At 70.4% G+C, this 24,806-nt stretch carries 27 protein-coding genes and 3 tRNA genes; 25 read left to right on the top strand and 5 right to left on the bottom strand.

Annotated elements, in window-relative coordinates; all coding sequences use genetic code 11:
- Positions 1-99: 99 nt before the first annotated feature.
- Complete coding sequence (locus LX83_RS13880) at positions 100-351, bottom strand: hypothetical protein (RefSeq protein ID WP_253771252.1); 252 nt, start codon at positions 349-351, stop codon at positions 100-102.
- 224 nt (positions 352-575) lie between these two features.
- Between LX83_RS13880 and LX83_RS13875 the strand changes: the two genes are divergently transcribed.
- Entirely contained in the window at positions 576-1,151 is a 576-nt protein-coding gene (locus LX83_RS13875) for a hypothetical protein (protein WP_253771250.1), read from the top strand.
- Positions 1,152-1,264: 113 nt separating this feature from the next.
- Here LX83_RS13875 and LX83_RS37815 read toward each other — a convergent pair whose 3' ends face one another.
- Positions 1,265-1,390 carry a hypothetical protein gene (locus LX83_RS37815; protein ID WP_301328235.1) on the bottom strand — a complete coding sequence of 42 codons (126 nt, stop codon included), beginning with the start codon at positions 1,388-1,390 and terminating at the stop codon, positions 1,265-1,267.
- A gap of 492 nt (positions 1,391-1,882) precedes the next feature.
- Here LX83_RS37815 and LX83_RS13870 point away from each other — a divergent pair, with 492 nt between their 5' ends.
- The 6 genes from LX83_RS13870 (at position 1,883) to LX83_RS13845 (ending at position 6,240) form a co-directional block, all read left to right on the top strand.
- The gene (locus LX83_RS13870) at positions 1,883-4,552 is read left to right on the top strand and encodes a putative bifunctional diguanylate cyclase/phosphodiesterase (RefSeq protein WP_253771248.1); all 2,670 of its coding nucleotides are present in this window, start codon (positions 1,883-1,885) and stop codon (positions 4,550-4,552) included.
- Positions 4,553-4,630: 78 nt separating this feature from the next.
- Positions 4,631-4,703, top strand: a tRNA-Thr gene (locus LX83_RS13865).
- A gap of 55 nt (positions 4,704-4,758) precedes the next feature.
- A tRNA-Met gene (locus LX83_RS13860) sits at positions 4,759-4,831 on the top strand.
- Between the two features lie 237 nt (positions 4,832-5,068).
- On the top strand, positions 5,069-5,233 hold the full coding sequence (gene rpmG / locus LX83_RS13855; RefSeq protein ID WP_020668467.1) for a 50S ribosomal protein L33: 165 nt from the start codon (positions 5,069-5,071) through the stop codon (positions 5,231-5,233).
- A gap of 96 nt (positions 5,234-5,329) precedes the next feature.
- Positions 5,330-5,803, top strand: a complete 474-nt coding sequence (locus LX83_RS13850; RefSeq protein WP_253771246.1) for a MaoC family dehydratase N-terminal domain-containing protein — start codon at positions 5,330-5,332, stop codon at positions 5,801-5,803.
- Positions 5,800-6,240: a MaoC family dehydratase gene (locus tag LX83_RS13845; protein WP_253771244.1), complete on the top strand. Its 441-nt coding sequence runs from the start codon at positions 5,800-5,802 to the stop codon at positions 6,238-6,240. Before LX83_RS13850 ends, LX83_RS13845 begins: the two co-directional genes overlap by 4 nt.
- 241 nt (positions 6,241-6,481) lie before the next feature.
- Here LX83_RS13845 and LX83_RS13840 read toward each other — a convergent pair whose 3' ends face one another.
- On the bottom strand, positions 6,482-6,853 hold the full coding sequence (locus LX83_RS13840) for a DUF4190 domain-containing protein (protein ID WP_253771242.1): 372 nt from the start codon (positions 6,851-6,853) through the stop codon (positions 6,482-6,484).
- Between the two features lie 319 nt (positions 6,854-7,172).
- On the opposite strand from LX83_RS13840, the gene LX83_RS13835 reads away from it, so the two are divergent.
- The 4 genes from LX83_RS13835 (at position 7,173) to LX83_RS13820 (ending at position 10,530) form a co-directional block, all read left to right on the top strand.
- On the top strand, positions 7,173-7,565 hold the full coding sequence (locus LX83_RS13835; RefSeq protein ID WP_253771241.1) for a GntR family transcriptional regulator: 393 nt from the start codon (positions 7,173-7,175) through the stop codon (positions 7,563-7,565).
- Positions 7,562-8,458 carry an ABC transporter ATP-binding protein gene (locus tag LX83_RS13830; protein ID WP_253771239.1) on the top strand — a complete coding sequence of 299 codons (897 nt, stop codon included), beginning with the start codon at positions 7,562-7,564 and terminating at the stop codon, positions 8,456-8,458. The genes LX83_RS13835 and LX83_RS13830 overlap by 4 nt, the downstream gene beginning before the upstream one ends.
- A gap of 106 nt (positions 8,459-8,564) precedes the next feature.
- Entirely contained in the window at positions 8,565-9,668 is a 1,104-nt protein-coding gene (locus tag LX83_RS13825) for a hypothetical protein (RefSeq protein WP_253771237.1), read from the top strand.
- A 73-nt stretch (positions 9,669-9,741) separates the two neighbouring features.
- On the top strand, positions 9,742-10,530 hold the full coding sequence (locus LX83_RS13820) for a S1 family peptidase (protein ID WP_253771235.1): 789 nt from the start codon (positions 9,742-9,744) through the stop codon (positions 10,528-10,530).
- 19 nt (positions 10,531-10,549) lie between these two features.
- Here the strand turns inward: LX83_RS13820 and LX83_RS13815 are convergent, their stop codons facing one another.
- Positions 10,550-11,791: a pyridoxal phosphate-dependent aminotransferase gene (locus tag LX83_RS13815; RefSeq protein WP_253771233.1), complete on the bottom strand. Its 1,242-nt coding sequence runs from the start codon at positions 11,789-11,791 to the stop codon at positions 10,550-10,552.
- 266 nt (positions 11,792-12,057) lie between these two features.
- Between LX83_RS13815 and LX83_RS13810 the strand changes: the two genes are divergently transcribed.
- The 5 genes from LX83_RS13810 to rplA all read left to right on the top strand — a co-directional run bounded on the left by LX83_RS13810 (position 12,058) and on the right by rplA (position 15,075).
- Positions 12,058-12,130, top strand: a tRNA-Trp gene (locus LX83_RS13810).
- Positions 12,131-12,237: 107 nt separating this feature from the next.
- A complete protein-coding gene (gene secE, locus LX83_RS13805; protein WP_253771231.1) occupies positions 12,238-12,687 on the top strand; it encodes a preprotein translocase subunit SecE in 450 nt (149 codons plus the stop codon).
- Positions 12,688-12,760: 73 nt separating this feature from the next.
- Positions 12,761-13,609: a transcription termination/antitermination protein NusG gene (gene nusG, locus LX83_RS13800; protein ID WP_253771228.1), complete on the top strand. Its 849-nt coding sequence runs from the start codon at positions 12,761-12,763 to the stop codon at positions 13,607-13,609.
- Positions 13,610-13,718: 109 nt separating this feature from the next.
- Positions 13,719-14,153 (top strand): 50S ribosomal protein L11, encoded by a 435-nt coding sequence (gene rplK / locus LX83_RS13795; RefSeq protein WP_253771225.1) that lies wholly within the window; start codon positions 13,719-13,721, stop codon positions 14,151-14,153.
- Between the two features lie 199 nt (positions 14,154-14,352).
- Complete coding sequence (gene rplA / locus LX83_RS13790) at positions 14,353-15,075, top strand: 50S ribosomal protein L1 (protein ID WP_253771223.1); 723 nt, start codon at positions 14,353-14,355, stop codon at positions 15,073-15,075.
- Positions 15,076-15,166: 91 nt separating this feature from the next.
- On the opposite strand, the gene LX83_RS13785 is transcribed toward rplA, so the two are convergent.
- On the bottom strand, positions 15,167-16,054 hold the full coding sequence (locus LX83_RS13785) for a hypothetical protein (protein ID WP_253771221.1): 888 nt from the start codon (positions 16,052-16,054) through the stop codon (positions 15,167-15,169).
- A gap of 351 nt (positions 16,055-16,405) precedes the next feature.
- Here LX83_RS13785 and rplJ point away from each other — a divergent pair, with 351 nt between their 5' ends.
- From rplJ to LX83_RS13740, 9 genes are all read left to right on the top strand, one after another.
- Positions 16,406-16,945 (top strand): 50S ribosomal protein L10, encoded by a 540-nt coding sequence (gene rplJ, locus LX83_RS13780; RefSeq protein ID WP_253771219.1) that lies wholly within the window; start codon positions 16,406-16,408, stop codon positions 16,943-16,945.
- A gap of 73 nt (positions 16,946-17,018) precedes the next feature.
- Positions 17,019-17,405 (top strand): 50S ribosomal protein L7/L12, encoded by a 387-nt coding sequence (gene rplL, locus LX83_RS13775; RefSeq protein ID WP_253771217.1) that lies wholly within the window; start codon positions 17,019-17,021, stop codon positions 17,403-17,405.
- 309 nt (positions 17,406-17,714) lie between these two features.
- Positions 17,715-18,908: an ABC transporter ATP-binding protein gene (locus LX83_RS13770; protein ID WP_253771215.1), complete on the top strand. Its 1,194-nt coding sequence runs from the start codon at positions 17,715-17,717 to the stop codon at positions 18,906-18,908.
- A complete protein-coding gene (locus LX83_RS13765) occupies positions 18,905-19,693 on the top strand; it encodes an MlaE family ABC transporter permease (protein WP_253771213.1) in 789 nt (262 codons plus the stop codon). Before LX83_RS13770 ends, LX83_RS13765 begins: the two co-directional genes overlap by 4 nt.
- Positions 19,694-19,695: 2 nt before the next feature.
- The gene (locus LX83_RS13760; protein WP_253771211.1) at positions 19,696-20,535 is read left to right on the top strand and encodes an MlaE family ABC transporter permease; all 840 of its coding nucleotides are present in this window, start codon (positions 19,696-19,698) and stop codon (positions 20,533-20,535) included.
- Positions 20,536-20,572: 37 nt separating this feature from the next.
- Positions 20,573-21,922, top strand: a complete 1,350-nt coding sequence (locus LX83_RS13755; RefSeq protein ID WP_253771209.1) for an MCE family protein — start codon at positions 20,573-20,575, stop codon at positions 21,920-21,922.
- Positions 21,923-22,172: 250 nt separating this feature from the next.
- Positions 22,173-23,228, top strand: a complete 1,056-nt coding sequence (locus LX83_RS13750; RefSeq protein WP_253771207.1) for an MCE family protein — start codon at positions 22,173-22,175, stop codon at positions 23,226-23,228.
- Positions 23,225-24,268: an MCE family protein gene (locus LX83_RS13745; RefSeq protein ID WP_253771205.1), complete on the top strand. Its 1,044-nt coding sequence runs from the start codon at positions 23,225-23,227 to the stop codon at positions 24,266-24,268. The genes LX83_RS13750 and LX83_RS13745 overlap by 4 nt, the downstream gene beginning before the upstream one ends.
- Positions 24,265-24,806: MlaD family protein (locus LX83_RS13740; RefSeq protein ID WP_253771203.1), on the top strand; the 542-nt coding region annotated here is incomplete at its 3' end. The genes LX83_RS13745 and LX83_RS13740, both read left to right, overlap by 4 nt.

The following is a 24,806-nucleotide window of genomic DNA, read 5'->3' as shown; positions in this document are numbered from 1 at the left end:
CTCCCCGGCGTGTCGGCCTCACCCACAGCATACCCCATGTCGAACACGCGTTCGATTCCGTGGGGCACGCCGTGGTGCGACCGCGTCGCGCACCCGGGCTCACCCGATCAGCGCGGTGATGCCGGCGCTGGTGAGTTCGGCGGTCGTCCGCTCGTCGATGCCGGTCGGCCGGACGGGTCTGACCAGCCCGGCGTGGGCCAGCTCGTGCGCGGTGACCTGGTCGCAGCAGGACAGCCCGTCCACGTACAGGTCGGGCTCGCACCCGCCGCTCATCTCCCCCCTTCCCTCGGCGACGGCGCGGAGCATGGCTCGGGCGCGGTGCGTGAGCAGGACTGTCCTGGTGCTGGTCATCGCCGGCTCCCCGGTGCGCGGTGTACTCCTGGGAAGAAGAGGCGCGAGTCACACCCGGAGTACCTGCGTTCACACTGCGCCACCGCACTGGTCCGGTCCGATCCGCCACGCCGATCGGCGCCGCGGATTCACCCCGGCCGAACTCGGACGACCGGCTGGCGACCGGAAGCCCCTCGCGCCGTGGCCACCCTGGGCAGGGCCCCGGTTGTCCGCATGCTGGGGGAATGAGCGAGTTCTGGCTGCTGCTCCTCGCCCTGGTGATCGGCATGGCCTGCGGTGTGCTGGCCACATGCGCGCACCGCAACCGGCCCGACCCGGCGGCGCCGTCCCCGGAGTCGGTGTCCCTGCGCACCGAACGCGCGCGGATCCGGGAACTGCTCGACGCGGTCGGCGAGCTGGACCGCGGTCTGGCCGCCGTGCTGGCGCACGGGCCGCTGGGCGCGGCCGAACTGGCCGAGGTCGACCTGCTGGCCAGAATCGACCGACTGACCAGCAGTGGTGATCCACTCGTGCTCGACGGGGTGGTCATCGATCAACTCCGGCGATCCGTGGAGACGATTGCCAGCCATCCGTTCCCGGCGCAGGGCGTGCTCAGGGCCGCGCTGGCCGAGCGGGCCGGCGGGGCACTGGAAACCACGCTGTGGGCGCTGGTCAGGGATGCCGCGGGCAGTGGGGCCGCGCAGCACGTGGCGGCGCACGCGGCCAGGGAATGCCTGGTCGAGGTGCGCGACGAACTGGAACGGGAACTGGCCCTGCGGACCGGCGTGACGCAGCCGGCGCTGAGCGGATCGCTCCACTGAGCGGAGCGCCCAGTGCATAAGGCGTTTTTAGGTCTTTCAATAATCGCCACTGATTTGTGTGGCGATACCGTCACGAACGCATGATCTTGTCTGTCTATGCGTCACTGGTCTGACTAGTCGACCAGTTGCTCAGCGCTGCTGAAGATGACATCGGTTTGCTGAAGGCTCTGGCTGACTGACAACCGCTTGGATGCCAGTCGGCGGCAGACGGTTGCGACGCCGAGGGTGGTGGCGGACACCAGGCCCCACCACGACAGATGGGCGGCAGGGGTTGCGCTGCCCGGTGGTGTTGCGGTAAGGCAAAACGGAGTAATTAGCACTGCGACCCAGCGTGGAGGGCGGGCTAATCGGCGTTACTCTTCGTGGCAGACGAGCGGACTCGCGGGCACGGCTCGGTTACTGTCCAGAACGGAAGCCTGACTATTTGCCATACCTGGGGTTAATCGTCGTCACGCCGAGTGTTTCTCACCTCAACATCCTCACTTTTTTGCCACCAATCGAGGTACATTGACCGACTTAGAGGGGTCCTGGTTGCTGCTCGGGACCCCTCAGTCGCGCAGAAGTACGACCCCGGAACCACCGTGGGCCGGGTGACCGCCGGCGGGATTCGCGACGGTCCGTCGCCCTGGTGATCACCCGACGTCACAGGTCGTGTTCGCGCTGACCCCCGAGCAGCGCCGAACACCAACACGGTGAGCACACGAGCCGCAGCAGGCTGACGAGGAGGGTTGATGTCCGACCGCCGGGTGGTCGATCCGGACATTTCGGAGCCCGAGCCACATTCCGCACCGGCGGCGACGGGTAACGGCCGAGCCTTCACCCTGTTCGCGACAGCGCTGCTGGCCGTCGGGCTGGTCGCCGCCGCCGCGGTGTCCGGCTGGCTCCCGTTCCACTCCGGCGCGCACCTGCTGTGGGTCACCCCGCTGCTGCTGGTCGGCTACGTGCTGGCCGAACAACTCGCCATCAACCTCGACGTGCGCGGCGGCACCGGGTGGACCATCTCCTTCACCGAGATCCCCCTGGTGATCGGGCTGCTCACCGCGCCGTTCGAGGTGATGCTGGTCGCGCACGTCCTCGCCGGGCTGGGCACCCTGCTCGGCCGGCGCGTGCTGAACCGGGCCGTCTACAACGCCGGCCTGATGTTCGTGGAGATCTCGGTCGCCTTCACCGTCGCCGAACTGGTCAACCGGATGAACGGGCCGACCGGCGCGCCCTGGGCCGGCGCCTTCGCCGGCGCACTGGCCGTGCCCCTGGTCGCGATCCTGCTCGGCCTGGTCGCCCTGCACCTGATGGGCCAGCGCATGCGGGTCACCGCCGCCGCCCGGCTGGTGCTGAGCACCCTGGTGGTCGGCCTGCTCAACACCGCCGTCGGCCTGGTCGGCTACCAGGTGGTGGTGACCACGACCTGGGGCTGGGCCCTGGTGGTGGTGGCCTTCTGCGGCCTGATCGCGCTGTACGTGGCCTACTCCGGGCTGCTGCGCGAGCAGCGCGACCTGGAGGCGCTCAGTGACGTCAGCCTGCGGGTGGCCCGCTCCGGCCAGCAGGCCGCCGCACCCCGCGCCGGCCTGCGCGGCCAGTCCGGCCAGTCCGGTCAGGAGGCCACCGCCGGCGAGGACGGCGACGACATCGAGTGCGACGACGAGTGGCAGTCGATCGCCGACCGGATCCGGGAACAGCTCAACGCCAACCGGGTGGTGCTGCGGCTGCGCGTCGAGGCCCAGCCCTACCCGCACACCATCGTGGCCGGCGCGGACCTGCCCGAGGAGATGCGCCGGGCCGACGGCCGGGCCCTGCGCGAGGACCCGGTGCTCCAGCTGCCCGGCAGCGACGTCCGGTACTTCCGGGCCGCGGACGCGCCCGAGGAGGTGCGCGAGGCACTGGCCCGCCGCCAGGCGGGCGAGGCGCTGGTCGTGCCGCTGCGCGGCGCCACCCAGCTGCTCGGCGTGGTCGAGGCGCACGACCGGCTCAGCCGGTGGCGCGGCTTCGGCAAGGCCGACATCCAGCTGCTCCGCACCCTGGCCAGCCATCTGGCCACCGCCGTGGACAACCGGCGGCTGCTGGCCAGGCTGCGCCACGACGCCTACCACGACCCGCTGACCGGCCTGCTGAACCGACCCGGCTTCCGCGAGTCCGCCGGCGAGCTGCTGCGCCAGCACGCGCGGGCGGTGGTGCTGCGCATCGACCTGGACGTGCTGTCCACGGTCAGCGACGCGCTCGGCCACGCCTGGGGCGACCGGATGGTGGTGGCCGCCGGCCGCCGGCTGCGCGACGGGCTGGGCCGGGACGTGCTGCTGGCCCGGCTGGAGGGCGGCTCGTTCGCCGCGCTGCTGGTCGACTGCCAGCCCGAACAGGCCCACGAGATCGCCGAGAAACTGCGCGCCGAGCTGTCCGTGCCCTACCCGGTGGACCGGCTGACCGTGGAGGCCAGCGCGGTCATCGGCTACGTGCCCACCACCGCGCTGGAGGCCGAGACCGAGGAGCCGGACGCGGACGGGCTGCTGCAGCGCGCGGACGTGGCCGTCCGGGCCACCAAGACCAGCGACCCGGTCCGCGCCTACGTGCCCAGCATGGGCCAGATCTTCCTGCGCCGGTTCCAGCTGGTCACCCAGTTCCGGCAGGCGCTGGAGAACGGCCAGGTCTCCGTGCACTACCAGCCCAAGGTGGCGCTGCCCAGCCGGCAGGTGGTCGGGGCCGAGGCGCTGGTGCGCTGGCGCCACCCCGAGTTCGGCCGGCTGGACCCGGACGAGTTCGTGCCCGCGGTGGAGGCCACCGGCCTGGTCGACGCGCTGACCACGTTCGTCATGGAGTGCGCCCTGGAGCGGGTGCGCGCCTGGATGGACCGGGGCCTGCGGATGTCCGTGGCGGTCAACCTGTCCGTGCGCAACCTGGCCGACGAGGACTTCCCCGACCGGGTGGCCGAGGCGCTGCGCCGCTACGACGTGCCACCCGCGCTGCTCACCTTCGAGCTGACCGAGTCCGGGGTGATGTCCGACCCGGAGCGCGCCCTGCCGGTGCTGCGCCGGCTGCACGCGCTGGGCGTGGTGCTGGCCGTGGACGACTTCGGCACCGGGTACTCCTCCCTGGCCTACCTGCGCCAGCTGCCGGTGGACGAGGTGAAGATCGACAAGAGCTTCGTCTTCGGCATGGGCACCGACCTCGGCGACATGGCCGTGGTGCGCTCCATCGTGGAGCTGGGGCACTCGCTGGGGCTCACCGTGGTGGCCGAGGGCGTGGAGGAGGACGCCGCCCGCGACCAGCTGGTGGCCATGGGCTGCGACGTCGCCCAGGGCTACCTGATCTCCCGGCCGCTGTCCGAGGACCGGCTGGAGGCCTGGTTGCAGGCCAGAACCGTGCGGATGCAGGGCGGGCGGAATGAGACGGTGCTCACGCTGGTGCACTGATCCTGGGGTTTTGCCGGACCCCGATTTCACAACCGGGCGGATCGTTGTGTAGAGTCATCCTCGCTTGAACGAGAGCAGGCCCCAATAGCTCAGTCGGCAGAGCGTCTCCATGGTAAGGAGAAGGTCTACGGTTCGATTCCGTATTGGGGCTCGATGATCCAGCCGTGGTGCTCCCGCAAGCAGGACACCACGGCTGAGTCATGTGAGGCGGTGTAGCTCAGTCGGTAGAGCAAGCGGCTCATAATCGCTGTGTCGCCGGTTCAAGTCCGGCCACCGCTACGCGAGTTGGTGAGCTGTGCTCACACACGTGAGCCTGGCTCGCTTCGCAGTGCCTTCTGGGGGCCCAGCCCCCAGGCCCCAGCCGGAGGGGCTCCGCCCCCCGGACCCCCCAACGCCAGCGTGACCACGTTGGTCAGGGGGGTGGACCAAACCCCAGCCGGGGGCAAGCCCCGGGATCCTCAAACGCCGGCGGGATCTGTTGGCGTGGATCGAAACCGTCTGAGAGGAGCATCTCTCGTGGCTGCCACCGATGTGCGACCCAAGATCACGCTGGCGTGCGAGGAGTGCAAGCACCGCAACTACATCACCAAGAAGAACCGGCGCAACGACCCGGATCGTCTGGAGATGAAGAAGTTCTGCCCGAACTGCGGCACGCACCGGACGCACAAGGAAACCCGCTGAACCAGCGGGTCCACCAGGGCTCGACGAGGCCACCTTCCCACCCGGGGAGGTGGCCTCGTCGCTTTCCGGGCGGGCCGTCTTGGGTAGCCTGCTCCGGTGGCACTGGACCAGTCGTTCATCGGACGTGAGTACCCACCGCTGACCTACACCGTGGGCCGGGAGAAGATCCGCGAGTTCGCCGAGGCGATCGGCGACACCAATCCGGTGCACCACGACCCGGCAGCGGCCAGGGCCGCCGGCTACCACGACGTGGTGGCCCCGCCCACCTTCGCCGCCATCGTCAACCTGCGGGCGATGAACGTGATCACCGGCGACCCGGAACTGGGGCTGGACTTCAGCCGCGTCGTGCACGGCGACCAGACGTTCGTGCACCACCGCCCGATCCAGGCCGGCGACGAACTGGTCACCGTCGCCCACGTGGACAACATCATGGCCAGGGCCGGGAACGACTTCCTGTCGGTGCGGGCCGAGATCACCACGGCCGACGGCGAACCGGTGTCCACCCTGCGCGCCACCCTGGTCGCCAGGGGCACGGCCGCGGCAGCAGCAGAACAGGAGGCAGGGGCGTGAGTGAGCTGACCGGTCCGTCGGTGGACACCGCACAGCGGGTCAACGTGGGTGACGAGCTGCCCCCGCTGCGGGTCCAGCTCACCAGGGCGGACCTGGTCCGCTACGCCGGCGCCTCGCTGGACTTCAACCCCATTCACTGGAACGAGCGGTTCGCCCGCGAGGTCGGACTGCCCAACGTGATCGCGCACGGCATGCTCACCATGGCGCTGGGCGGCCGGCTGGTCACCGACTGGGCCGGGCCCGGCTCGGTGCTGGAGTACGGGGTGCGCTTCACCCGGCCCGTGGTGGTGCCCGACGACGAGCAGGGCGCGCTGGTCGAGCTGACCGGCAAGGTCACCGCCGTCGGCGAGGACGGCACCGCGCGGGTGACGATCACCGCCAGGTTCGACGGCCAGACCGTGCTGGGCAAGGCCGTGGCCACGGTCCGCCTGCCCTGAGCACCGATCCCGAGTAGTACTGAGCACCGCTGACACACAGCCGGGCGGGGCTGGTTCGACGCGCACACGCCGAACCAGCCCCGCCCGTGTTCTTCTGCCAACCCTCTTTCCTCGGCGTCACCCGTTCAGCCACCGGGCCCGCGGTCCACCACCGAGACCGAGGAGCCGCCCGTGCGCAGGCATGATGACCTGATTTCCCGCTTTCCGGGCGGTTGGCTCATTTCTCCACTCTTTCGCGGCGTCACCGTTCGTTGGTGACGGTCACCTGCTCGAGCTGGTCCTGCAACTCGCTGACCGCCTGGCCGATGACCACGGTCCACCAGATGCAGCCGACCAGACCGAGCACGGACAGGATGGCGCCGGCGATGGACAGGCCCTTGTTGTTCGCCTGCCCCTTGTTGACGCGGACGATGCCGACGATCGACAGGACCAGACCGACGATCACCAGCGGCCAGGCGACCACGTTGATGAACGGGATGACGCTCAGAACCAAACCGACCAGGCCGAGGACGAACCCGGCGGTGCCCAGGCCGTTCTTCGGCTGCTGCGGGAGCTGGACCTGGGGTGCGTAACCAGCCTGCGGCGGCATGCCTGGCATCTGCGGTGCGGACATTGGGGAGATTCACTCGCTTTCGCGTCGCCTGTGTTGACTCAGCCCCTCCCGGGCCGAGGGCGTGAGATTAGCGTAAAAAAGTGACCGGATCGGCCAACTTTAGGCGATTTGTTAACTCTCAGTGATCACCTTGTGTCTTCTTGATCTACCTCTTTACGCCGGATCGGCGTAATCGATCACCCGAATGGCCCTGCCTGCCGGGGTCTTCTGTCTGCGCTGCGTGTCCCTTTTGGTGGACTGTCCGGGCCGGCATGCCTCGGGTTGACCGGCTTAGTCCATTAACCTATGGTCATAGGTAATTAGAGTTTGAGGAGCGCGCTTGATCGAGTTCCGGGTTGAGACCGGCTCCGGGGTTCCGCCCTACCTGCAACTGGTGCACCAGGTCGAACACGCGCTGCGGCTGGGGCAGCTGCGCGTGGGCGACCGCCTGCCCACGGTCAAGGAAGTGGCGAAACGCCTGGTCATCAACCCCAACACGGTCCTGAAGGCCTACCGCGAACTGGAACACAAGGGCCTGGCCAAGGGCCGCCCGGGACAGGGCACGTTCGTCGAACGCGAACTGGCCGGGCTGCCCGTGGAGCGCCAGGCCGAACTGCGGACCGCCCTGGACAGCTGGTTGGCCAGCGCCTACCAGGCCGGTATGGACGCCGACGGCATCGCCGCGATGGTGGCCACCGCGCTGCACGAATTCCGTCCTGAGGGGAGCACATGACCGAGACCGCGATCGCGGCCACCCGCCTCGGCAAGCGCTACGGCCAGAAGTGGGCGCTGCGCGACTGCACGCTGCGCGTTCCAGCGGGCCGGGTGGTCGGCCTGGTCGGCCCGAACGGCGCCGGCAAGTCGACGCTGATGAACCTGCTGGTGGGCCTGGACAGGCCCACCACGGGGGAGTTGGACCTGCTGGGCGAGCGGGTCGGGCCGAACCGCGCGCTGGACCGGGTGGCCTACATCGACCAGGAGCACACCCTCTACCGCAACTTCAGGGTGCACGAGGTGTTGAAGGCGGGTCGGCTGCTCAACCCGCGCTGGCACGAGCAGGACGCGGTGGACCGGCTGCACGAGTTGAACATCCCGCTGACCAGCAAGGTCGGTCGGCTCTCCGGTGGACAGCGGGCCCAGGTGGCCGTGGCCGCCGCCCTGGCCAGGCGGCCCGACCTGCTCATCCTGGACGAGCCGGTGGCCAGCCTCGACCCGGTGGCCCGCCGCGATCTGATGGCCACCCTGATGGCGGCCAAGGCCGACCGGGACTGCACGATCGTGCTCTCCTCGCACGTCGTCTCCGAACTGGAGCGGCTCTGCGACCACCTGGTGGTCCTGGACCACGGCGAGGTCCGGCTCGCCGGGGACATCGACGACCTGCTCGACGGCCATCGGCTGCTGACCGGCCCGGCGGCCACCGCCGACCGCGCACCGGTCGGCACCTGCCGGGTGGTGCACCAGGAGCGCGCCGGCGACCAGGTCTCCCTGCTCGTCCGCGGCGCACCGCCGGCCGCCGACCCTGCCTGGCACGCCCGGCGGGTGAACCTGGAAGAGCTGGTCATGCACTACCTGGCCAGCGCGGCCGACACCACCGGCGGCGGGAAACACCCCGCCGTGCTGGGCTGATCCCCGCCCGAACATCCCGACGACCGGTCGCGGGCCGGTGAATCCCCGCGTGGCCCTCCCCGGATCGGGTAGAAGTCGACCGGTTGGCCCGGCGCACCCGTGGCGGTTGCGCTGGAATGGGCCGTGTTCGCCATCATCCTCTTTCTCGCTGGTCCCGGCGCGAGTCGCGGGACCGATTTGTCACGCCGCCGGTCCGGTTGACGACACCGCGGTTCTTCCCGGGTCGAGCCGACAGCGGCATTCGTTGTTCCCTGAATGGAGTCATCGCGTGTTCTGGATGACCTGGCGGCAACACCGCCTCACCCTGGCCAGCCTCGCGGTCGTGTTTCTCGGCCTGGCTGGCGGATATCTGCTGAGTGGCGCCGCGATGCGCGGGTCGCTGTCCCTGGAGGCGGTGCAGAAATGTTTTGTCGGAACTCCACTGACCTGCCCGGAATGGGCCGGCGTGATCTCCACCGACCGCAATCTGCGGCAGACCCTGCTCCCGGTTCTGCCGGCACTGGTCGGCGTGTTCCTCGGCGCCCCGCTGGTGAGCCGGGAACTGGAACAGCGCACCTTCCGCTACGCCTGGACCCAGGCGATCACCCCGCGCCACTGGCTGACCTCGAAGGTTCTCCTGCTCGGCAGCGCGGTCACGCTGCTCGGCGCGGTGTTCGCCGCGGTCTACCGGTGGTGGTTCACCCCGGCCACCACCGGCGCCGTGACGCTGTACGACTGGTTCGACGTGTTCGACCAGGGAGTGCTGTCCTTTCCCTCGGCCTGCCTGTTCGCGTTCGCCCTCGGCGTGCTGGCCGGCACCCTGACCAGGCGCGTGGTGCTGGGCATGGGCAGTGCCCTGGTCGGATTCCTCGCGGTGTTCCTGCCGCTGGCGATCTGGGTGCGGCCGAACTACCTGCCGACGCTGCGCGTCGACGCCGACTCCTACTACTCGCAGAGTGGCGGATGGGCGACGGATTTCGTTTACCTGGATCGCGACGGAAACGAGTTCGGCATGTGGGAAGCGCTGTCCAGGGCGGGCGTCACCAGCACCACCAGTTTTGGTTCCGAACAGGAGGAACTGCTGGCGCGGGCCGGTTTCCGGGAAATGGTCGACTACCACCCGGGCGACCGTTTCTGGGTGTTTCAGCTCATCGAGGCGGGGATCTTCGTGGCGCTCGCCGCGGGCTGTGTCGCGCTAACGTTCTGGCTGGTGCGTCGCAGGTCCGTCTGAGTTGTCCGACGTGACCGGAACAGAGCCCGAACAGAATTCGAACACGGTGCCCGAACGGCCGGGGGAGGACGTCATGCGCCCACGTTTTCTGGTGTCGACCGTGCTGCTCGCGGTGCTGGTCGTGCTCGCCGGCGCGGGTGGTGCCGGCGCGATCGTCGGCGGCCGGCCCGCCACCGAGCCGTACCCGTTCATGGCGTCGGTGCGCATGCCCCACCAGCCGTGGTTCCAGTGCGGCGGCGCCCTGGTGCACCAGCAGTGGGTGCTCACCGCGGCGCACTGCGTGGACGGCTGGCAGCCGGGCGCGTTCGAGATCCGGGCGGGCAGCGCGGACCGGGACGCCGGCGGTGAGGTGCGGGCGGTGCGCGAGGTGGTGCTGCACCCGGAGTTCAGCCCGGACGTGGGCATCCCCAACTACTGGAACGACCTCGCGCTGCTCCGGCTGGACCGGCCGGTGGCGCTGGCCCCGGTGCCGATCGCGGACGCGGTGGCGGTGGGCGCGCGCGTCCGGCTGCCCGGCTGGGGCCGGGAGTGCAGCGAGTTCGTCTGCCCCAACCCGCCCACCGTCCAGCACCTCAAGGAGCTGGACAGCCAGGTGCTGGCGGACAAGGTCTGCGCCAGGCAGGACGCGAGCTTCAACGGCGCCGTCGAGGTGTGCGTGGACAGCCCCGGGGGCGAGTCCATCTGCCAGGGCGACTCCGGCGGGCCGGCGCTGGTGCGCGGCGCCTCGGGCCGCTGGGAGCTGGTCGGCGTGGCCAGCAACTGGGCCACCGCCGACCCCACCCTGGTGTGCGGCGCGGCCGCGATCTCCTACGCGGACACCACCGTGGCCAGGTCGTGGCTCGGCCAGCGGCTCACCGCGTAGGGCCGCTGGCCGGCCGGGTTCAGCTGGCCTCGCGCAGCAGGTCACCCATCCTGGTCAGGCCGGTCACCAGGTCCTCGTCGCCGAGCGCGTAGGACAGGCGCAGGTAGCCGGGGGTGCCGAAGGCCTCCCCGGGCACCACCGCGACCTCGGCGTGCTCCAGCAGCAGCGCGGCCAGCTCGACCGAGGTCCGCGGCCGCTCACCGCGGATCTGCTTGCCGAGCAGGTTCTTGACCGAGGGGTAGGCGTAGAACGCGCCCTGCGGCACCGGGCAGTCCACGCCGGGGATGGCCGACAGCAGCTCGACCATCGTGCGGCGGCGCCGGTCGAAGGCCGCGCGCATCTCCAGCACCGCGTCCAGCGGGCCGGACACTGCGGCCAGGGCGGCGCGCTGCGCGACGTTGGACACGTTCGAGCACAGGTGCGACTGCAGGTTGGTGGCGGCCTTGATCACGTCGTTCGGGCCGATCATCCAGCCCACCCGCCAGCCGGTCATGGCGTAGGTCTTGGCCACGCCGTTGAGCACCACGCAGGTGTCGGCCAGCTCGGGCACGACCACCGGCATGGACTCCGCCCGGACGCCGTCGTAGACCAGGTGCTCGTAGATCTCGTCGGTGATCACCCAGATGCCGTGCTCCAGCGCCCACCGGCCGATCCGCTCGACCTGCTCGCGCGGGTAGACCGCGCCGGTCGGGTTGGACGGCGAGCAGAACAGCAGCACCTTGGTGCGCGGGGTGCGCGCCGCCTCCAGCTGCTCGACGCTGACCAGGTAGTTGGCGCTCTCGTCGGCGGTGACCGGCACGGCGACGCCACCGGCCAGGGCGATGGCCTCCGGGTAGGTGGTCCAGTAGGCGGCCGGCAGCAGCACCTCGTCACCGGGGTCGAGCAGGGTGGCGAACGCCTGGTAGACGGCCTGCTTGCCGCCGTTGGTGACCAGCACCTGACCGGCGCCGACCTGGTAGCCGGAGTCCCTGGCGGTCTTGGCGGCGATGGCCTCGCGCAGCTCGGGCAGGCCCGCGGCCGGCGTGTACCGGTGGTTGCGCGGGTCGGCGCAGGCCTGCTGCGCGGCCGCCACGATCGGCGCCGGCGTGGGGAAGTCCGGCTCGCCGGCCCCGAAGCCGATCACCGGCCGGCCGGCGGCCTTGAGCGCCTTGGCCTTCGCGTCCACCGCCAGGGTCGCCGACTCGGCGATGCCGCCGATCCGCCTGGACACGCGCGGACGGGCAGAAGTGCTGCTCACGGGGGCTGTCTCGGACGTAGCCATGGCCCTCATCGTGACAGATCCCACCGGTGCCGCCGCCCCCGGCCCAGGGCGCCCGCGACCGCGGTTCCAGACCGCGAACTACCGGGCTGACCTGCGCGGTTGCGATGTTGGGGCGGTCGTGCCGTACACTTCCGAACTTGGAACGTCTGACAGCTTGCCCCACGGGCCACGTGGGGAGGGTGGAAGACGCTCCCAGCCAGGAGCCCGCGGGCATCAAATATGATGGCCGTGGACACCGATGGCCGTGGGTACACGGTGGCTGGTGAAGGGGCGTAGCTCAATTGGCAGAGCAGCGGTCTCCAAAACCGCAGGTTGCAGGTTCAAGTCCTGTCGCCCCTGCGTCGATGCGGACGGTGAGCGGAGGATGGCATGAGCAAGCGTGCGAGCTCACCATCTGACACAACACTCCGCGAGTGGCGTCCGACGTACGTCAGCGAGGAGGGTCTGTGAGCGAGGACCGCGAGCAGGAGCGAGCTGGGGAGCGCGACAGCTCAGCTCGTCCGGTCACCGCCGCCGCGCGGCGGGAACGCCGTGCCTCCGCGCGGTCCACTGCCGGTGCTGACTCGGCGGCGCAGACCGTCGAGGCGGCCAAGGGTGCTCGCGCGGCCAGGCCCGCCAAGACCAAGGACTCGGGAGAGTCCAAGTCCGCTGAGGCGGTGAAAAAGGGTCGGCCGACGCGGTCGCGGGACCAGCAGGACAAGAAGCGGTCGCTGTTCGGACGCCTGTTCCGCTTCTTCCGCGAGGTTGTCGCAGAGCTGCGCAAGGTGATCTGGCCGACACGCAAGCAGCTGGTGACCTACACCGTGGTCGTGCTGGTCTTCGTGGCCTTTATGGTGGCCTTGGTGGCAGGGCTGGACATCGCCTTCAACAGGGGCGTGCTCTGGCTCTTCGGCTGAACCGGCCTCGGTCGCCGACGGTCCCGAGCAGTCTGGCGGGACATGCAATGCACGAGAGGAAGCGAGACCAACAGTGACCTCCCACGAGGGCGGCCAGGAGCTGACCGGCCTTTCCGACGAGCGGGTGCTCGCCACCGGCAACGAGGGCGACTCCGAGCGCGTCGGGTCGGTTGGCGAGACCGCCAACGAGATCGAGCCGGAGGACACGCAGGATCAGCCGCGGGAGTCGGACGCGGACTCGGAGCAGGACGAGGACGAGGACGAGGCGACCGAGGGGGCCGTCGCCGAGGTTGACGAGGACGAGGCTGACGAGGTGCACGACCCGGCAGCCGAGATGCGTGCGGCCCTGGCCAGGGCCCCCGGCGAGTGGTACGTCGTGCACTCCTACGCCGGCTACGAGAACAAGGTCAAGACTAACCTCGAAACCCGGATCCAGACCCTGGACATGGAGGAGTACATCTTCCAGGTCGAGGTGCCGACCGAGGAAGTCACCGAGATCAAGAACGGCCAGCGCAAGCAGGTGCAGCGCAAGGTCCTCCCCGGTTACATCCTGGTCCGGATGGAACTCAACGACGCCTCGTGGAGCGCGGTGCGCAACACCCCGGGGGTCACCGGGTTCGTCGGCGCCACCTCCAAGCCGTCGCCGCTGAGCATCGACGAGGTGCTGAAGTTCCTGCTGCCGCAGGCCGAGCGGGAGAAGCCGGCCGCGGGCAAGGCGGCACCGAGCGCGGTGGCCAAGCCAACGGTCGAGGTGGACTTCGAGGTCGGCGAGTCGGTCACCGTCATGGACGGGCCGTTCGCCACGCTGCCCGCGACGATCAGCGAGGTCAACGCGGACGGCCAGAAGCTGAAGGTCCTGGTGTCGATCTTCGGCCGGGAGACGCCGGTCGAGCTGTCGTTCACCCAGGTCTCCAAGATCTGACCGACCCGAGGGGTCGGCGGCCACGCGGCGTGCCGCAAGGTCGGCCGCGCGGACACGGGCGACACCCGCCTGTCGGGTGCCGCCACGAGCGGAACACACAGGAAGCACAATGCCACCCAAGAAGAAGAAGCTCGCAGCGATCATCAAGCTGCAGATCACGGCTGGCCAGGCCAACCCGGCGCCGCCGGTGGGTCCGGCGCTCGGTCAGCACGGCGTCAACATCATGGAGTTCTGCAAGGCCTACAACGCCGCGACCGAGTCGCAGCGTGGCACCGTGGTGCCGGTCGAGATCTCCGTGTACGAGGACCGGTCGTTCGACTTCAAGCTCAAGACCCCGCCCGCGGCGAAGCTGCTGCTCAAGGCCGCTGGCGTGGACAAGGGCAGTGGCGAGCCGCACCGCACCAAGGTCGCCAAGGTGACCATGGACCAGGTGCGCGAGATCGCCCAGACCAAGATGGCCGACCTCAACGCCAACGACATCGACCAGGCGGCGAAGATCATCGCCGGCACCGCCCGCTCCATGGGCATCACGGTCGAGGCCTGATCGTCCCAGCCTGATCCGTGGACCGCGATCGCGTCGCTCGGTCTGCTCCTCCTGACCGGCCGAGCCGCCCTGGTCGCGACCCGCGAGTGGGAGGGCCCAGCGCTGGCCCGAACCACTACTGATCCTCCCGCCGTGACGCGCACCCGCCCCCGGGTGGTTGTGCCGTCGTCGACGGCAACCGATACCGAAGGAACAGCCAATGAAGCGCAGCAAGGCATACCGCCAGGCCGCCGAGCTGGTGGACCGCGAGCGGCTCTACTCGCCGCTGGAGGCCGTCCGGCTGGCCAAGGAGACCTCCAAGATCAAGCTGAACGCCACCGTCGAGGTCGCCATCCGGCTTGGCGTCGACCCCCGCAAGTCCGACCAGATGGTGCGTGGCACGGTCAACCTGCCGCACGGCACCGGCAAGACCGCCCGGGTGGTCGTGTTCGCCGTCGGTGACAAGGCCGCCGAGGCCGAGGCCGCCGGCGCCGACGCGGTGGGCAGCGACGACCTGATCGAGCGCATCCAGGGTGGCTGGCTCGACTTCGACGCCGCCATCGCCACCCCGGACCAGATGGCCAAGGTGGGCCGCATCGCCCGCATCCTGGGCCCGCGCAGCCTGATGCCGAACCCGAAGACCGGCACGGTGACCCCGGCGGTGAGCAAGGCCGTCGCGGACATCAAGGGCGGCAAGATCAGCTTCCGGGTGGACAAGCAGGCCAACCTGCACCTGGTCATCGGCAAGGTGTCGTTCGAGCCGGAGAAGCTGGTGGAGAACTACGCCGCGGCGCTGGACGAGATCCTGCGGGCCAAGCCGTCCGCGGCCAAGGGTCGTTACCTGAAGAAGATCACCGTCAGCACCACCATGGGCCCGGGCATCCCGGTGGACCCGAACCGCACCCGCAACCTGCTCAGCGACGAGGTTGCTTCCGCTTCCTGAGCGTCCCGCTTGCGTTCGTGTGCCCGGAGGGGCGATCCCACATCGCTGGGATCGCCCCTCCGGCGTCTTCCGGGGTCCGCGCGCGTCCGGATCAGCCGCCCACGCAGTCGGCCGGCTCGTTCTCGTGCCCGGAGATGATCCACCCGCCGTTGTCCTGCCTGGTCAGCGTGAACCGGCCGAGGCGCTGGCCGCCCTGCACGACCAGGTCGGCGCACGAGCTGATCTCGGTGGTGGTGCCGGCCGGGACCTTGGTCGTGTCGTTGCGGAACACCGGCTCGGCATAGCTGGACTTGCGCTGCACCGCGGCGCTGAGCTGGCGCATGGCCTGCGGGCAGTCGGGCGCGCCGAGATCGGTGGCGAAGGTCTGCTTGGTGGCGTCGGTGAACAGCGCGCACGCGTCGTCGGGCAGCCCCTGCGCGATGTGGTCGTAGAGCATGCGCACGGTCTCGCTCGGCTTGGTCGGCAGCAGCTGGTTGGTCTCGGTGCGCCCGCCGCCGGCCGCCTCCTCGGGTTCCTCGCCGAAGTAGTACTGGTAGGCCCAGTTCAGCAGGAGCAGCACCACCAGCACGGTGACCGCCAGCCGGATCAGCCGACGGACCAGCCGCAGCCGCAGGACGCGCCGCCACAGCGGGGTGCGGGGGGAGCCGGGCGGGTGGGGCGGTCCGGACGGCGGCTGGGGCGGCCACCGGCCCTGGTCGATCACGGGCACCGGGGCCGCGCCCGGCCCGGGGGCTGTGCCGGGTGCGGGCACCGGGAGCGAGGCCGAGCCGGGGACCGTTCCGGCTGCCGGACTGGCCCCGGGTGGTGCGGGCAGGGCCGGTGGGCCGCCGGCGGCGCCCGGTGTGCTGGCGGCGGCCGCGTCGTTCTGCTGCTGCGCCTCCTGGAAGCGCAGGAACTGCTGGAACTGCTGGAACTCCTGGAACCGGCGGAGTTGGTCCGGGTCGAGCCTGGCGTCCGCTGGCTGCTCGTTCTCGCCCACGCCTGACATCATGCCGGGTGCGCGGGGTGATTTGGCTGTCCGAGTTGTCCTGACGTATCCTCGTTCCGGTTCCACCAGAGACCGCTGGTCTTCCCCTGTGCTCACACCGCGAGGTGGCGGCCCCGGGGAGCGAAGGTCCCGCGACGCGGGCGGCCTGCGTAGGAGGACGAGGCTGGTTGACACGCCCTCGCGCGTGTCCGCCGTTCTGTTGTACGCCCCGTGCCGCCTGCGCCGGGGCGTTTGTCGTTTCCGGGCCTGTTTCGGGCCGTTCGGCCGACCAGATCCCGTGTGCCCCGCGTGGTCACGTCCGGCGTGACGTGTCACGCGCTATCAGCCAGAGAGGAGGCGACCATGGCGAAGCCCGACAAGGTGGCTGCGGTTGCGGAGATCGCGGACAAGTTCCGCGCCAGCTCGGCCGCTGTCGTCACCGAGTACCGCGGACTCACCATGGCGCAGCTCAGCACGCTGCGTCGCGCTCTCGGGGCTGGCGCCACCTACCGGGTCGCGAAGAACACGCTGGTCAAGCGTGCCGCCGAGGACGCCGGCGTGCAGGGTCTGGAAGACCTGCTCACCGGCCCCACCGCCATCGCCTTCGTCGAGGGCGAGCCGGTGGACGCTGCCAAGGCGCTGCGTGACTTCGCCAAGGACAACCAGGCCCTGATCATCAAGGGCGGCTACATGGATGGCCGTCCGCTCTCGGTTGACGAGGTCAGCAAGATCGCTGACCTGGACAGCCGTGAGGTGCTGCTCGCCAAGCTGGCGGGCGCGATGAAGGGCAACCTGTCCAAGGCTGCCGGCCTGTTCGCCGCGCCGGCCACCAAGGTCGCCCGGTTGGCCGCCGCCCTGCAGGAGAAGCGGGCGGGCGGCGAAGCCCCCGCCGACGAGAGCTGACCCACCCCGTAGCAAGTAGGACTTGCCCCAGCGGATGCTCCCGCGGGGGCGCAGTGAGGAAGGAACCGCCACCATGGCGAAGCTCAGCACCGAAGAGCTGCTCGACGCGTTCAAGGAAATGACGCTGCTGGAGCTGTCCGCTTTCCTGAAGGAGTTCGAGGAGACCTTCGAGGTCACCGCCGCTGCTCCGGTCGCCGTCGCGGCCGCCGCCCCGGGTGCCGCTCCGGCCGAGGCCGCTGAGGAGCAGGACGAGTTCGACGTCGTCCTCGACTCGGCCGGCGACAAGAAGATCCAGGTCATCAAGGTCGTCCGCGAGGTCGTCTCCGGCCTGGGCCTGAAGGAGGCCAAGGAGCTGGTCGAGAGCGCGCCCAAGGCGATCCTGGAGAAGGTCTCCAAGGAGCAGGCCGACGCCGCCAAGGAGAAGCTGGAGGCCGCCGGCGCCAAGATCACCCTCAAGTGATCTCGCGGCGTGTCGCCTGACACGCCACCACGGCACCGCCGTTCCGGGGCGGGCATCCCTCGCGGGTGCCCGCCCCGAATGCTTTTCCGGCCGGCTCGCCGCCGGCCGTCCCCCGCGGCCATGCCCCCCGCGGCCATGCCCCGTGCCCCCGTGCCCGCCCGGTTCCGCCGCGCTGACCGTCCGATGAGGACGGACAGACCGGACGTTACCGACTCATGAGTAACTTGCTCGCGCGGTGCTCGTTGCACAGTGCGGACGCGAAGTCTGGGGACGCGTGCCAGCAACGGTGCGGCGGGTTCGGGAGGGGCGATGGGCGTCGAGGTGGTTGTCGAGGGCCTGAGCAAGTCCTTCGGCAGCCAGGCCATCTGGCGGGACGTCTCGCTGACCCTGCCGGCCGGTGAGATCAGCGTGCTGCTCGGGCCGTCGGGCACCGGCAAGTCGGTCTTCCTGAAGTCGCTGGTCGGCCTGCTCACGCCGGAGCGGGGCAAGATCCTGATCAACGGCGTCGACCTGTGCCGGTGCTCGGAGAGCAAGCTCTACGAGATCCGCAAGCTGTTCGGGGTGCTGTTCCAGGACGGCGCGCTGTTCGGCTCCATGAACCTGTTCGACAACGTGGCCTTCCCGCTGCGCGAGCACACCCGCAAGACCGAGGCGGAGATCCGGCGCATCGTGCTGGAGAAGATGGAGATGGTCGAGCTGGTCGGGGCCGAGCGCAAGCTGCCCGGCGAGATCTCCGGCGGCATGCGCAAACGCGCCGGCCTGGCCAGGGCCCTGGTGCTGGACCCGGAGATCATCCTGTGCGACGAGCCGGACTCCGGCCTGGACCCGGTGCGCACCGCCAACCTGAGCCAGCTGCTCATCGACCTCAACGCGCAGATCGACGCCACCATCCTGATCGTCACCCACAACATCACCGTGGCCAGGACCGTGCCGGACAACCTCGGCATGCTCTTCCGCCGTGAACTGGTCATGTTCGGTCCCCGCGAGATGCTGCTGACCAGCGACAACCCCGTGGTGGTCCAGTTCATCAACGGCCGGCGCGTCGGGCCGATCGGGATGAGCGAGGAGAAGGACCAGGCCGCGGTGGCCGCCGAACTGGCCGGTCACCAGTCCGGCCCGCCGGACGAGGATGTGCGCGGGATCGTGCCGCAGCTCGAACCCACCCCGGGCCTGCCCCGGCGGCAGGGCGCGCTGCGCCGCAAGGACCGGGTGATGCGCGACCTGCACGCCCTGCCGGCCGCGGCGCGCCAGGGCGTGCTGGACAGCCTCACCGACGAGGACCGCGCCCGGTACGGGATGCTGGCCGGGGTGGGCGCCCCGGTGGCACCCGCGGCCCAACCGGTGTCGGCTGTCGTGCCGGAGTGGCAGCCCCGGCACGGCCACCTCCCCGCCCCACCCGGTGCCGCCGGCCCGGACCCGTCCGACCAGCGGCCGGTGCGGCGCCGCGGGCGGTGGCGGTTCGGCAGGGGCGGCGGGAACCAGCGGGGAGGGCGGTCCGCATGAGTTCGCCGACGCCGTCGTTTCCGGGAGCCGCCGCCCTGCGGGAGACCGGCCGGCTGTTCGCGTTGGGCATCGACGTGGGCCGGGCCACGTTCAAGCGCCCCTTCCAGGTGCGCGAGTTCATCCAGCAGTGCTGGTTCATCGCCAGCGTCACCATCCTGCCCACCGCGCTGGTGTCCATCCCGTTCGGCGCGGTGATCGCGCTGCAACTCGGTTCGCTGACCAAGCAGATCGGCGCCCAGTCGTTCACCGGCGCGGCCAGCGTGCTCGCGATCATCCAGCAGGCCAGCCCGATCGTGACCGCCCTGCTCATCGCCGGCGCGGGCGGCTCGGCGATCTGCGCCGACCTCGGCTCGCGCACCATCCGCGAGGAGATCGACGCCATGCGGGTGCTCGGCGTCTCGCCGGTGCAGCGGCTGGTGGTGCCCAGGGTGCTGGCCGCCATGCTGGTCGGCCTGCTGCTCAACGGCATGGTCAGCGTGGTCGGCGTGCTCGGCGGGTACTTCTTCAACGTGGTCATGCAGGGCGGCACGCCCGGTGCCTACCTGGCCAGCTTCTCCGCCCTGGCCCAGCTGCCCGACCTGTGGATCAGCGAGATCAAGGCGCTCCTGTTCGGGTTCATCGCCGGCATCGTCGCCGCCTACCGCGGCCTGAACCCCGCACCCGGCCCCAAGGGCGTCGGCGACGCGGTCAACCAGTCCGTGGTTATCACGTTCCTGTTGCTGTTCCTGGTGAACTTCGTCCTCACCGCGATCTACCTGCAGGTCGTCCCGCCGAAGGTGAGCTGAGCATGGCAGTTGTCCCCGAACGCGTGCGCCGGGCCGCGCGGCGGCCGCTGGACGTGCTGGAGAACTTCGGCGACCAGCTCTCCTTCTACCTGCGCGCGCTGGCCTGGGTGCCCCGGGCGCTGCGCCGCTACCTGCGCGAGACCGTCCGGCTGCTGGCCGAGGTGAGCTTCGGCAGCGGTGCGCTGGCCGTGATCGGCGGCACCGTCGGGGTGATGATCGGCATGTCGGTGTTCACCGGCACCGTGGTCGGCCTGCAGGGCTTCTCCGCGCTCAACCAGATCGGCACGTCGGCGTTCGCCGGGTTCGTCTCGGCCTACTTCAACACCAGGGAGATCGCCCCGCTGGTGGCGGGCCTGGCCATGTCGGCGACGGTCGGGTCGGGGTTCACCGCGCAGCTGGGCGCGATGCGCATCTCCGAGGAGATCGACGCCCTGGAGGTGATGGGCGTGCCGAGCCTGCCGTTCCTGGTGACCACCAGGATCATCGCCGGGTTCGTGGCGATCGTCCCGCTGTACGTGATCGGCCTGCTCACCTCGTACCTGGCGTCCCGGATGATCACGATCTGGCTGTACGGCCAGTCGCCGGGCACCTACGACCACTACTTCAACCAGTTCCTGGCGCCGGTGGACGTGCTGTGGTCGTTCGGCAAGGTGCTGGCGTTCTCCGTGGTGATCATCCTGGTGCACTGCTACTACGGCTACCGCGCCAGCGGCGGCCCGGCCGGGGTGGGGGTGGCCGTGGGCCGCGCGGTGCGCACGGCGATCGTCACCACGAGCCTGCTGGACTTCTTCCTCAGCCTGGCCATCTGGGGCGCCACCACGACCGTGCGGGTGGCCGGATGAGGGCCGCGGGTGAGCTGGACTCGGTGAGGTGGTGGCGATGAGCGGTCGTGGCGCCATGGCCAGGGTGCGGCTGCGGCTGCTCGGGCTGGTGTTCGTGGTGGTGATCGCCCTGCTGGTGGCCACGTCCGTGGCCGTCTACCAGAAGGTGTTCACCCCGGTGGTGTCGGTGCTGCTGCGCACCGACCACGTGGGCAACCAGTTGCAGGCGGCCTCGGACGTGAAGGCGCGCGGGCTGATCGTGGGCGAGGTCAGGCAGATCCGCACCCGGGGTGACGGCGCCGAGCTGGAACTGGCGCTGCAGCCGGACAAGGTGGGCCTGCTGCCGAAGAACGTGTCGGCGCGGCTGCTGCCCAAGACCCTGTTCGGCGAGCGGTACGTGAACCTGGTGCTGCCCGAGCGGCCGGCGGCCGAGCACCTGGCCGCCGGTGACGTGATCGACCAGGACCGCTCCAGCAGCGCGATCGAACTGGAACGGGTGCTCAGCGACCTGATGCCGATGCTGCAGGCGGTGCAGCCGCAGAAGCTGGCCAGCACGCTGACCGCGGTGTCCCAGGCGTTGCAGGGCCGCGGCGAGGACCTGGGGGACACCCTGGTGCGGTTGAACTCCTACCTGGCGGAGTTCAACCCGCACCTGCCCACCCTGGAGGCGGACCTGCGGGAGCTGGCCACCCTGGCCGACACCTACCAGACCGCCGCGCCCGATTTGATCCAGGCGCTGGACGACGCCACCGTGACCAGCCGGACCATCGCCGAGCAGCGCGCCAACCTGGAGGCGCTGTACGGCGGGGTGACCACGGCCGCGCAGGACCTGACCGGGTTCCTGCGGGCCAACAAGGACAACCTGATCAGGTTGACCGAGGCCAGCCGGCCCACGCTGGAGCTGCTGGCCGAGTACGCGCCCGAGTACCCGTGCCTGCTCAAGGGGTTGACCGACTTCAAGCCGGTGATGGACAAGGCGTTCGGCGCCGGCACCGACGAGCCGGGCCTGCACGTCACCCTGGAGATCACCGTCAACCGTGGCAAGTACCGGCCCAACCAGGACGAACCCGAGTACCGCGACAAGCGCGGACCGCGCTGCTACGACGAGTACCCCGCACCCCAGTACCCGCCGGACGGGCCGATCAGGGACGGCTCCACCCCGCCGCCGGCCGGCACGAGCACCGGCGGCTCGGTGCTCGGGACCGCGGGAAGCGCCGACGCCACCAGCCCGTCCGCGGCCGCGGTGGGTGCTGGCAGCGGCCTCGGCCTGCCCAACTCCCCGCAGGAGCGCGGCTTCCTGGCCAGCCTGTTGGCGCCGCAGCTGGGCGTGTCCCCGCAGCAGGTGCCGGGCTGGAGCAGCCTGCTGGTCGGCCCGCTGTACCGGGGAGCGGAGGTGACCCTGAAGTGATCGGGACCAGCACCACCGCCCGATCGCGTTCGGTTGGTCGTGAACCCGCCTGCCCAGCCCCCACCCACCACCGGGGGGCGAGCCCTGCTCCAGCCTATCGGCCCTGGTCAGAAAGGCCAGGGCGGCGATTCGATCTGTGGATAACCAGCGTGCCTGTGGATAACTCCGCGCTCGATCGGGTGAACGTCGTCGGTGGTGTCGACATCCGTGGCTTGATGGTCGGCGACGAGCACGACACGGAGGTGACCCCATGAGCCGCGAACACCGGGGAGCGACCAGCATCGCCGGACCACTGGTCAAGCTGGTCGTCTTCGCGGTGGTCACCGTGCTGGCCACCGCGGCGCTGGCGGTCACCATCGCCAACGTGGACCTGCGCGACTCGGTCACCTACCGGGCCAGGTTCTCCGACGCCACCCTGCTCAACGAGGGCGACGACGTGCGCATCGCCGGCGTGCGCGTGGGCCAGGTGGAACGCGTCAGCGTGGCCGACCGCAGACAGGCCGAGGTGGAGTTCTCCGTCGACGGCGACCGCACCCTGCCCGCCTCGGTGACCGCCACCATCAAGTACCGCAACCTGGTCGGCCAGCGCTACATCGCCCTGGAACAGGGCGAGCCCGGCCCGGTCAACGCGGTGCTGCCGCCCGGCGGCGTGATCCCGCTGGAGCACACCAGACCGGCGCTGGACCTGACCGTGCTGTTCGACGGCTTCCGGCCGCTGTTCCAGGCGCTGTCCCCGGACGACGTGAACACGCTCTCCCACGAGATCATCCAGGTGCTGCAGGGCGAGGGCGGCACGGTGGACAGCCTGCTCGCGCACACCGCCTCGCTCACCGCCACCCTGGCCGGCAAGGACCAGGTGATCGGCGAGGTCATCACCAACCTCAACGCCGTGCTGGACACCGTCAACGGGCACACCGAGCAGCTCTCCGCGCTGATCAGCACGGTGCAGCAGCTGGTGTCCGGGCTGGCCGCCGACCGGGAGCCGATCGGCGACGCGGTGGCCGCGCTGGCCGGTCTGACCGACACCACAGCCGGCCTGCTGGAACAGGGCCGCCAGCCGCTCAAGGACGACATCGCCGCGCTGGGCGAGGTGTCGCGGAACCTGGCCGACAGCGAGGCCGTGGTGGACGGCGTGCTGCGACACCTGCCCGGCAAGGTGGAGACGATCACCCGAACCGCCACCTACGGCTCGTGGTTCAACTTCTTCCTGTGCGAGGCGGGCGGCAGCGTGGCCGTCTCGCCGATCATCAGCCAACCGGTGACGCTCACCCCGTTGCCCGTGACCCAGTCGAGGTGCCGGTCATGACGCTGTTCGCCCCCGAGCGGTCGCGGCGCCGGGCGCGGCGCGACCCGATCACCACCGGGGTTGTCGGCCTGACCGTGCTGGGTCTGCTCGTGCTGGCCGCGGTCAACACCGACGACCTGCCGATCATCGGTGGCGGCACCACCTACACCGCGGAGTTCTCCGAGGCCGCCGGCCTGAGCCCGGGCAACGAGGTGCGGGTGGCCGGGGTGAAGGTCGGCAAGGTGACCGGTGTCGGCCTGGCCGGCGACCACGTGCGGGTGACCTTCCGGGTCACCGACGCCTGGATCGGCGACCGGACCACCGCGGCCATCAAGATCAAGACCCTGCTGGGGCAGAAGTACCTCGCAGTGGACCCCCAGGGCAGCCAGCCGCTGGACCCGGCCGCGCCCATCCCCAGAGACCGCACCATCGCCCCCTACGACGTGCAGGAGGCGTTCAACGGGCTGGCCGCCACGGTCGGACAGATCGACACCAAGCAGCTCGCCGACAGCTTCACCGTGCTGTCCCAGACCTTCGCCGGTACCTCCGACGAGGTGAAGGGGGCCCTGGACGGGTTGTCCGCCCTGTCCCAGACCATCGCCTCCCGCGACGATCAGCTGGCCGCCCTGCTCGCCAACACCCGCCAGCTCAGCGGCACCCTGGCCGACCGCGACGCCCAGTTCGAACAGCTGCTCGCCGACGGCAACCGGCTGCTCGACGAGGTGCGCACCCGGCGCGACGCGATCAGCGCACTGCTGACCGGCACCCAGAACCTGTCCACCGAGCTGTCCGGCCTGGTCGCGGACAACAGCGCGCAGCTGGCGCCGGCCCTGGAACAGCTGGACGAGGTCACCGACGTGCTGCGGCGCAACCAGGACAACCTCAACCGAGGCATCGCCGACCTCGCCCCCTTCTACCGGCTGTTCGCCAACACCCTGGGCAACGGCCGCTGGTTCGACGTCTACATCTGCGGCCTGCTGCCCCCGTCGGTGAACCTCGGCGCGATCAGCCTCAACGAGGAAGGCTGCCTGCCGCCCGGCGCCGGGAAGGGGACCCGATGAGCAGGACCAGGGTCGGTCAGGACCTCAGCAGGGTGCTCGCGCTGGCCTGCGTGCTGGTCCTGGTCGTGGCCGGGGCCCTGTGGTGGGTGTTCCGGGGCGCGAACAGTCGGCGGATCACCGCGTACTTCTCCTCGGCGGTGGGGGTGTACGTGGGGTCGGACGTGCGGGTGTTGGGCGTGCGCGTGGGCTCGGTGGACGAGGTGGTGCCCGAGGGGGAGCGGGTGCGGGTGGGTTTGTCGGTGGACCGGGCGGTGGCCGTGCCGGAGCAGGCGCGGGCGGTGGTGGTGGCGCCGAGCGTGGTCAGTGACCGGTACGTGCAGTTGGCGCCGGTGTACGTGGGTGGGCCGCGGTTGGGGGACAACGCGGTGATCCCGAGGGAGCGCACGGCCACGCCGGTGGAGTTGGACCAGTTGTACGCCAGTCTGGACGGGTTGGCGACCGCGTTGGGGCCGGGTGGGGCCAACGCGGACGGGGCGCTGTCGGAGCTGCTGCGCACGGGCGCGGCGAACCTGGGTGGCAACGGGCAGGCGCTGCACGA

This window comes from Goodfellowiella coeruleoviolacea (assembly GCF_024171785.1).
GTDB lineage: Bacteria > Actinomycetota > Actinomycetes > Mycobacteriales > Pseudonocardiaceae > Goodfellowiella > Goodfellowiella coeruleoviolacea.
This window is presented reverse-complemented; position numbering and strand designations above follow the sequence as displayed.

Excerpts from the sequence above, each read along its gene's own strand:
- LX83_RS13880 (WP_253771252.1), bottom strand. The coding sequence starts at position 351 with ATGACCAGCACCAGGACAGTCCTGCTCACGCACCGCGCCCGAGCCATG.
- LX83_RS13875 (WP_253771250.1), top strand. The coding sequence starts at position 576 with ATGAGCGAGTTCTGGCTGCTGCTCCTCGCCCTGGTGATCGGCATGGCC.
- LX83_RS13870 (WP_253771248.1), top strand. The coding sequence starts at position 1,883 with ATGTCCGACCGCCGGGTGGTCGATCCGGACATTTCGGAGCCCGAGCCA.
- LX83_RS13840 (WP_253771242.1), bottom strand. The coding sequence starts at position 6,853 with ATGTCCGCACCGCAGATGCCAGGCATGCCGCCGCAGGCTGGTTACGCA.
- LX83_RS13830 (WP_253771239.1), top strand. The coding sequence starts at position 7,562 with ATGACCGAGACCGCGATCGCGGCCACCCGCCTCGGCAAGCGCTACGGC.
- LX83_RS13820 (WP_253771235.1), top strand. The coding sequence starts at position 9,742 with ATGCGCCCACGTTTTCTGGTGTCGACCGTGCTGCTCGCGGTGCTGGTC.
- LX83_RS13815 (WP_253771233.1), bottom strand. The coding sequence starts at position 11,791 with ATGGCTACGTCCGAGACAGCCCCCGTGAGCAGCACTTCTGCCCGTCCG.
- rplK (WP_253771225.1), top strand. The coding sequence starts at position 13,719 with ATGCCACCCAAGAAGAAGAAGCTCGCAGCGATCATCAAGCTGCAGATC.
- rplA (WP_253771223.1), top strand. The coding sequence starts at position 14,353 with ATGAAGCGCAGCAAGGCATACCGCCAGGCCGCCGAGCTGGTGGACCGC.
- rplJ (WP_253771219.1), top strand. The coding sequence starts at position 16,406 with ATGGCGAAGCCCGACAAGGTGGCTGCGGTTGCGGAGATCGCGGACAAG.
- rplL (WP_253771217.1), top strand. The coding sequence starts at position 17,019 with ATGGCGAAGCTCAGCACCGAAGAGCTGCTCGACGCGTTCAAGGAAATG.
- LX83_RS13770 (WP_253771215.1), top strand. The coding sequence starts at position 17,715 with ATGGGCGTCGAGGTGGTTGTCGAGGGCCTGAGCAAGTCCTTCGGCAGC.
- LX83_RS13765 (WP_253771213.1), top strand. The coding sequence starts at position 18,905 with ATGAGTTCGCCGACGCCGTCGTTTCCGGGAGCCGCCGCCCTGCGGGAG.
- LX83_RS13760 (WP_253771211.1), top strand. The coding sequence starts at position 19,696 with ATGGCAGTTGTCCCCGAACGCGTGCGCCGGGCCGCGCGGCGGCCGCTG.
- LX83_RS13755 (WP_253771209.1), top strand. The coding sequence starts at position 20,573 with ATGAGCGGTCGTGGCGCCATGGCCAGGGTGCGGCTGCGGCTGCTCGGG.
- LX83_RS13750 (WP_253771207.1), top strand. The coding sequence starts at position 22,173 with ATGAGCCGCGAACACCGGGGAGCGACCAGCATCGCCGGACCACTGGTC.
- LX83_RS13745 (WP_253771205.1), top strand. The coding sequence starts at position 23,225 with ATGACGCTGTTCGCCCCCGAGCGGTCGCGGCGCCGGGCGCGGCGCGAC.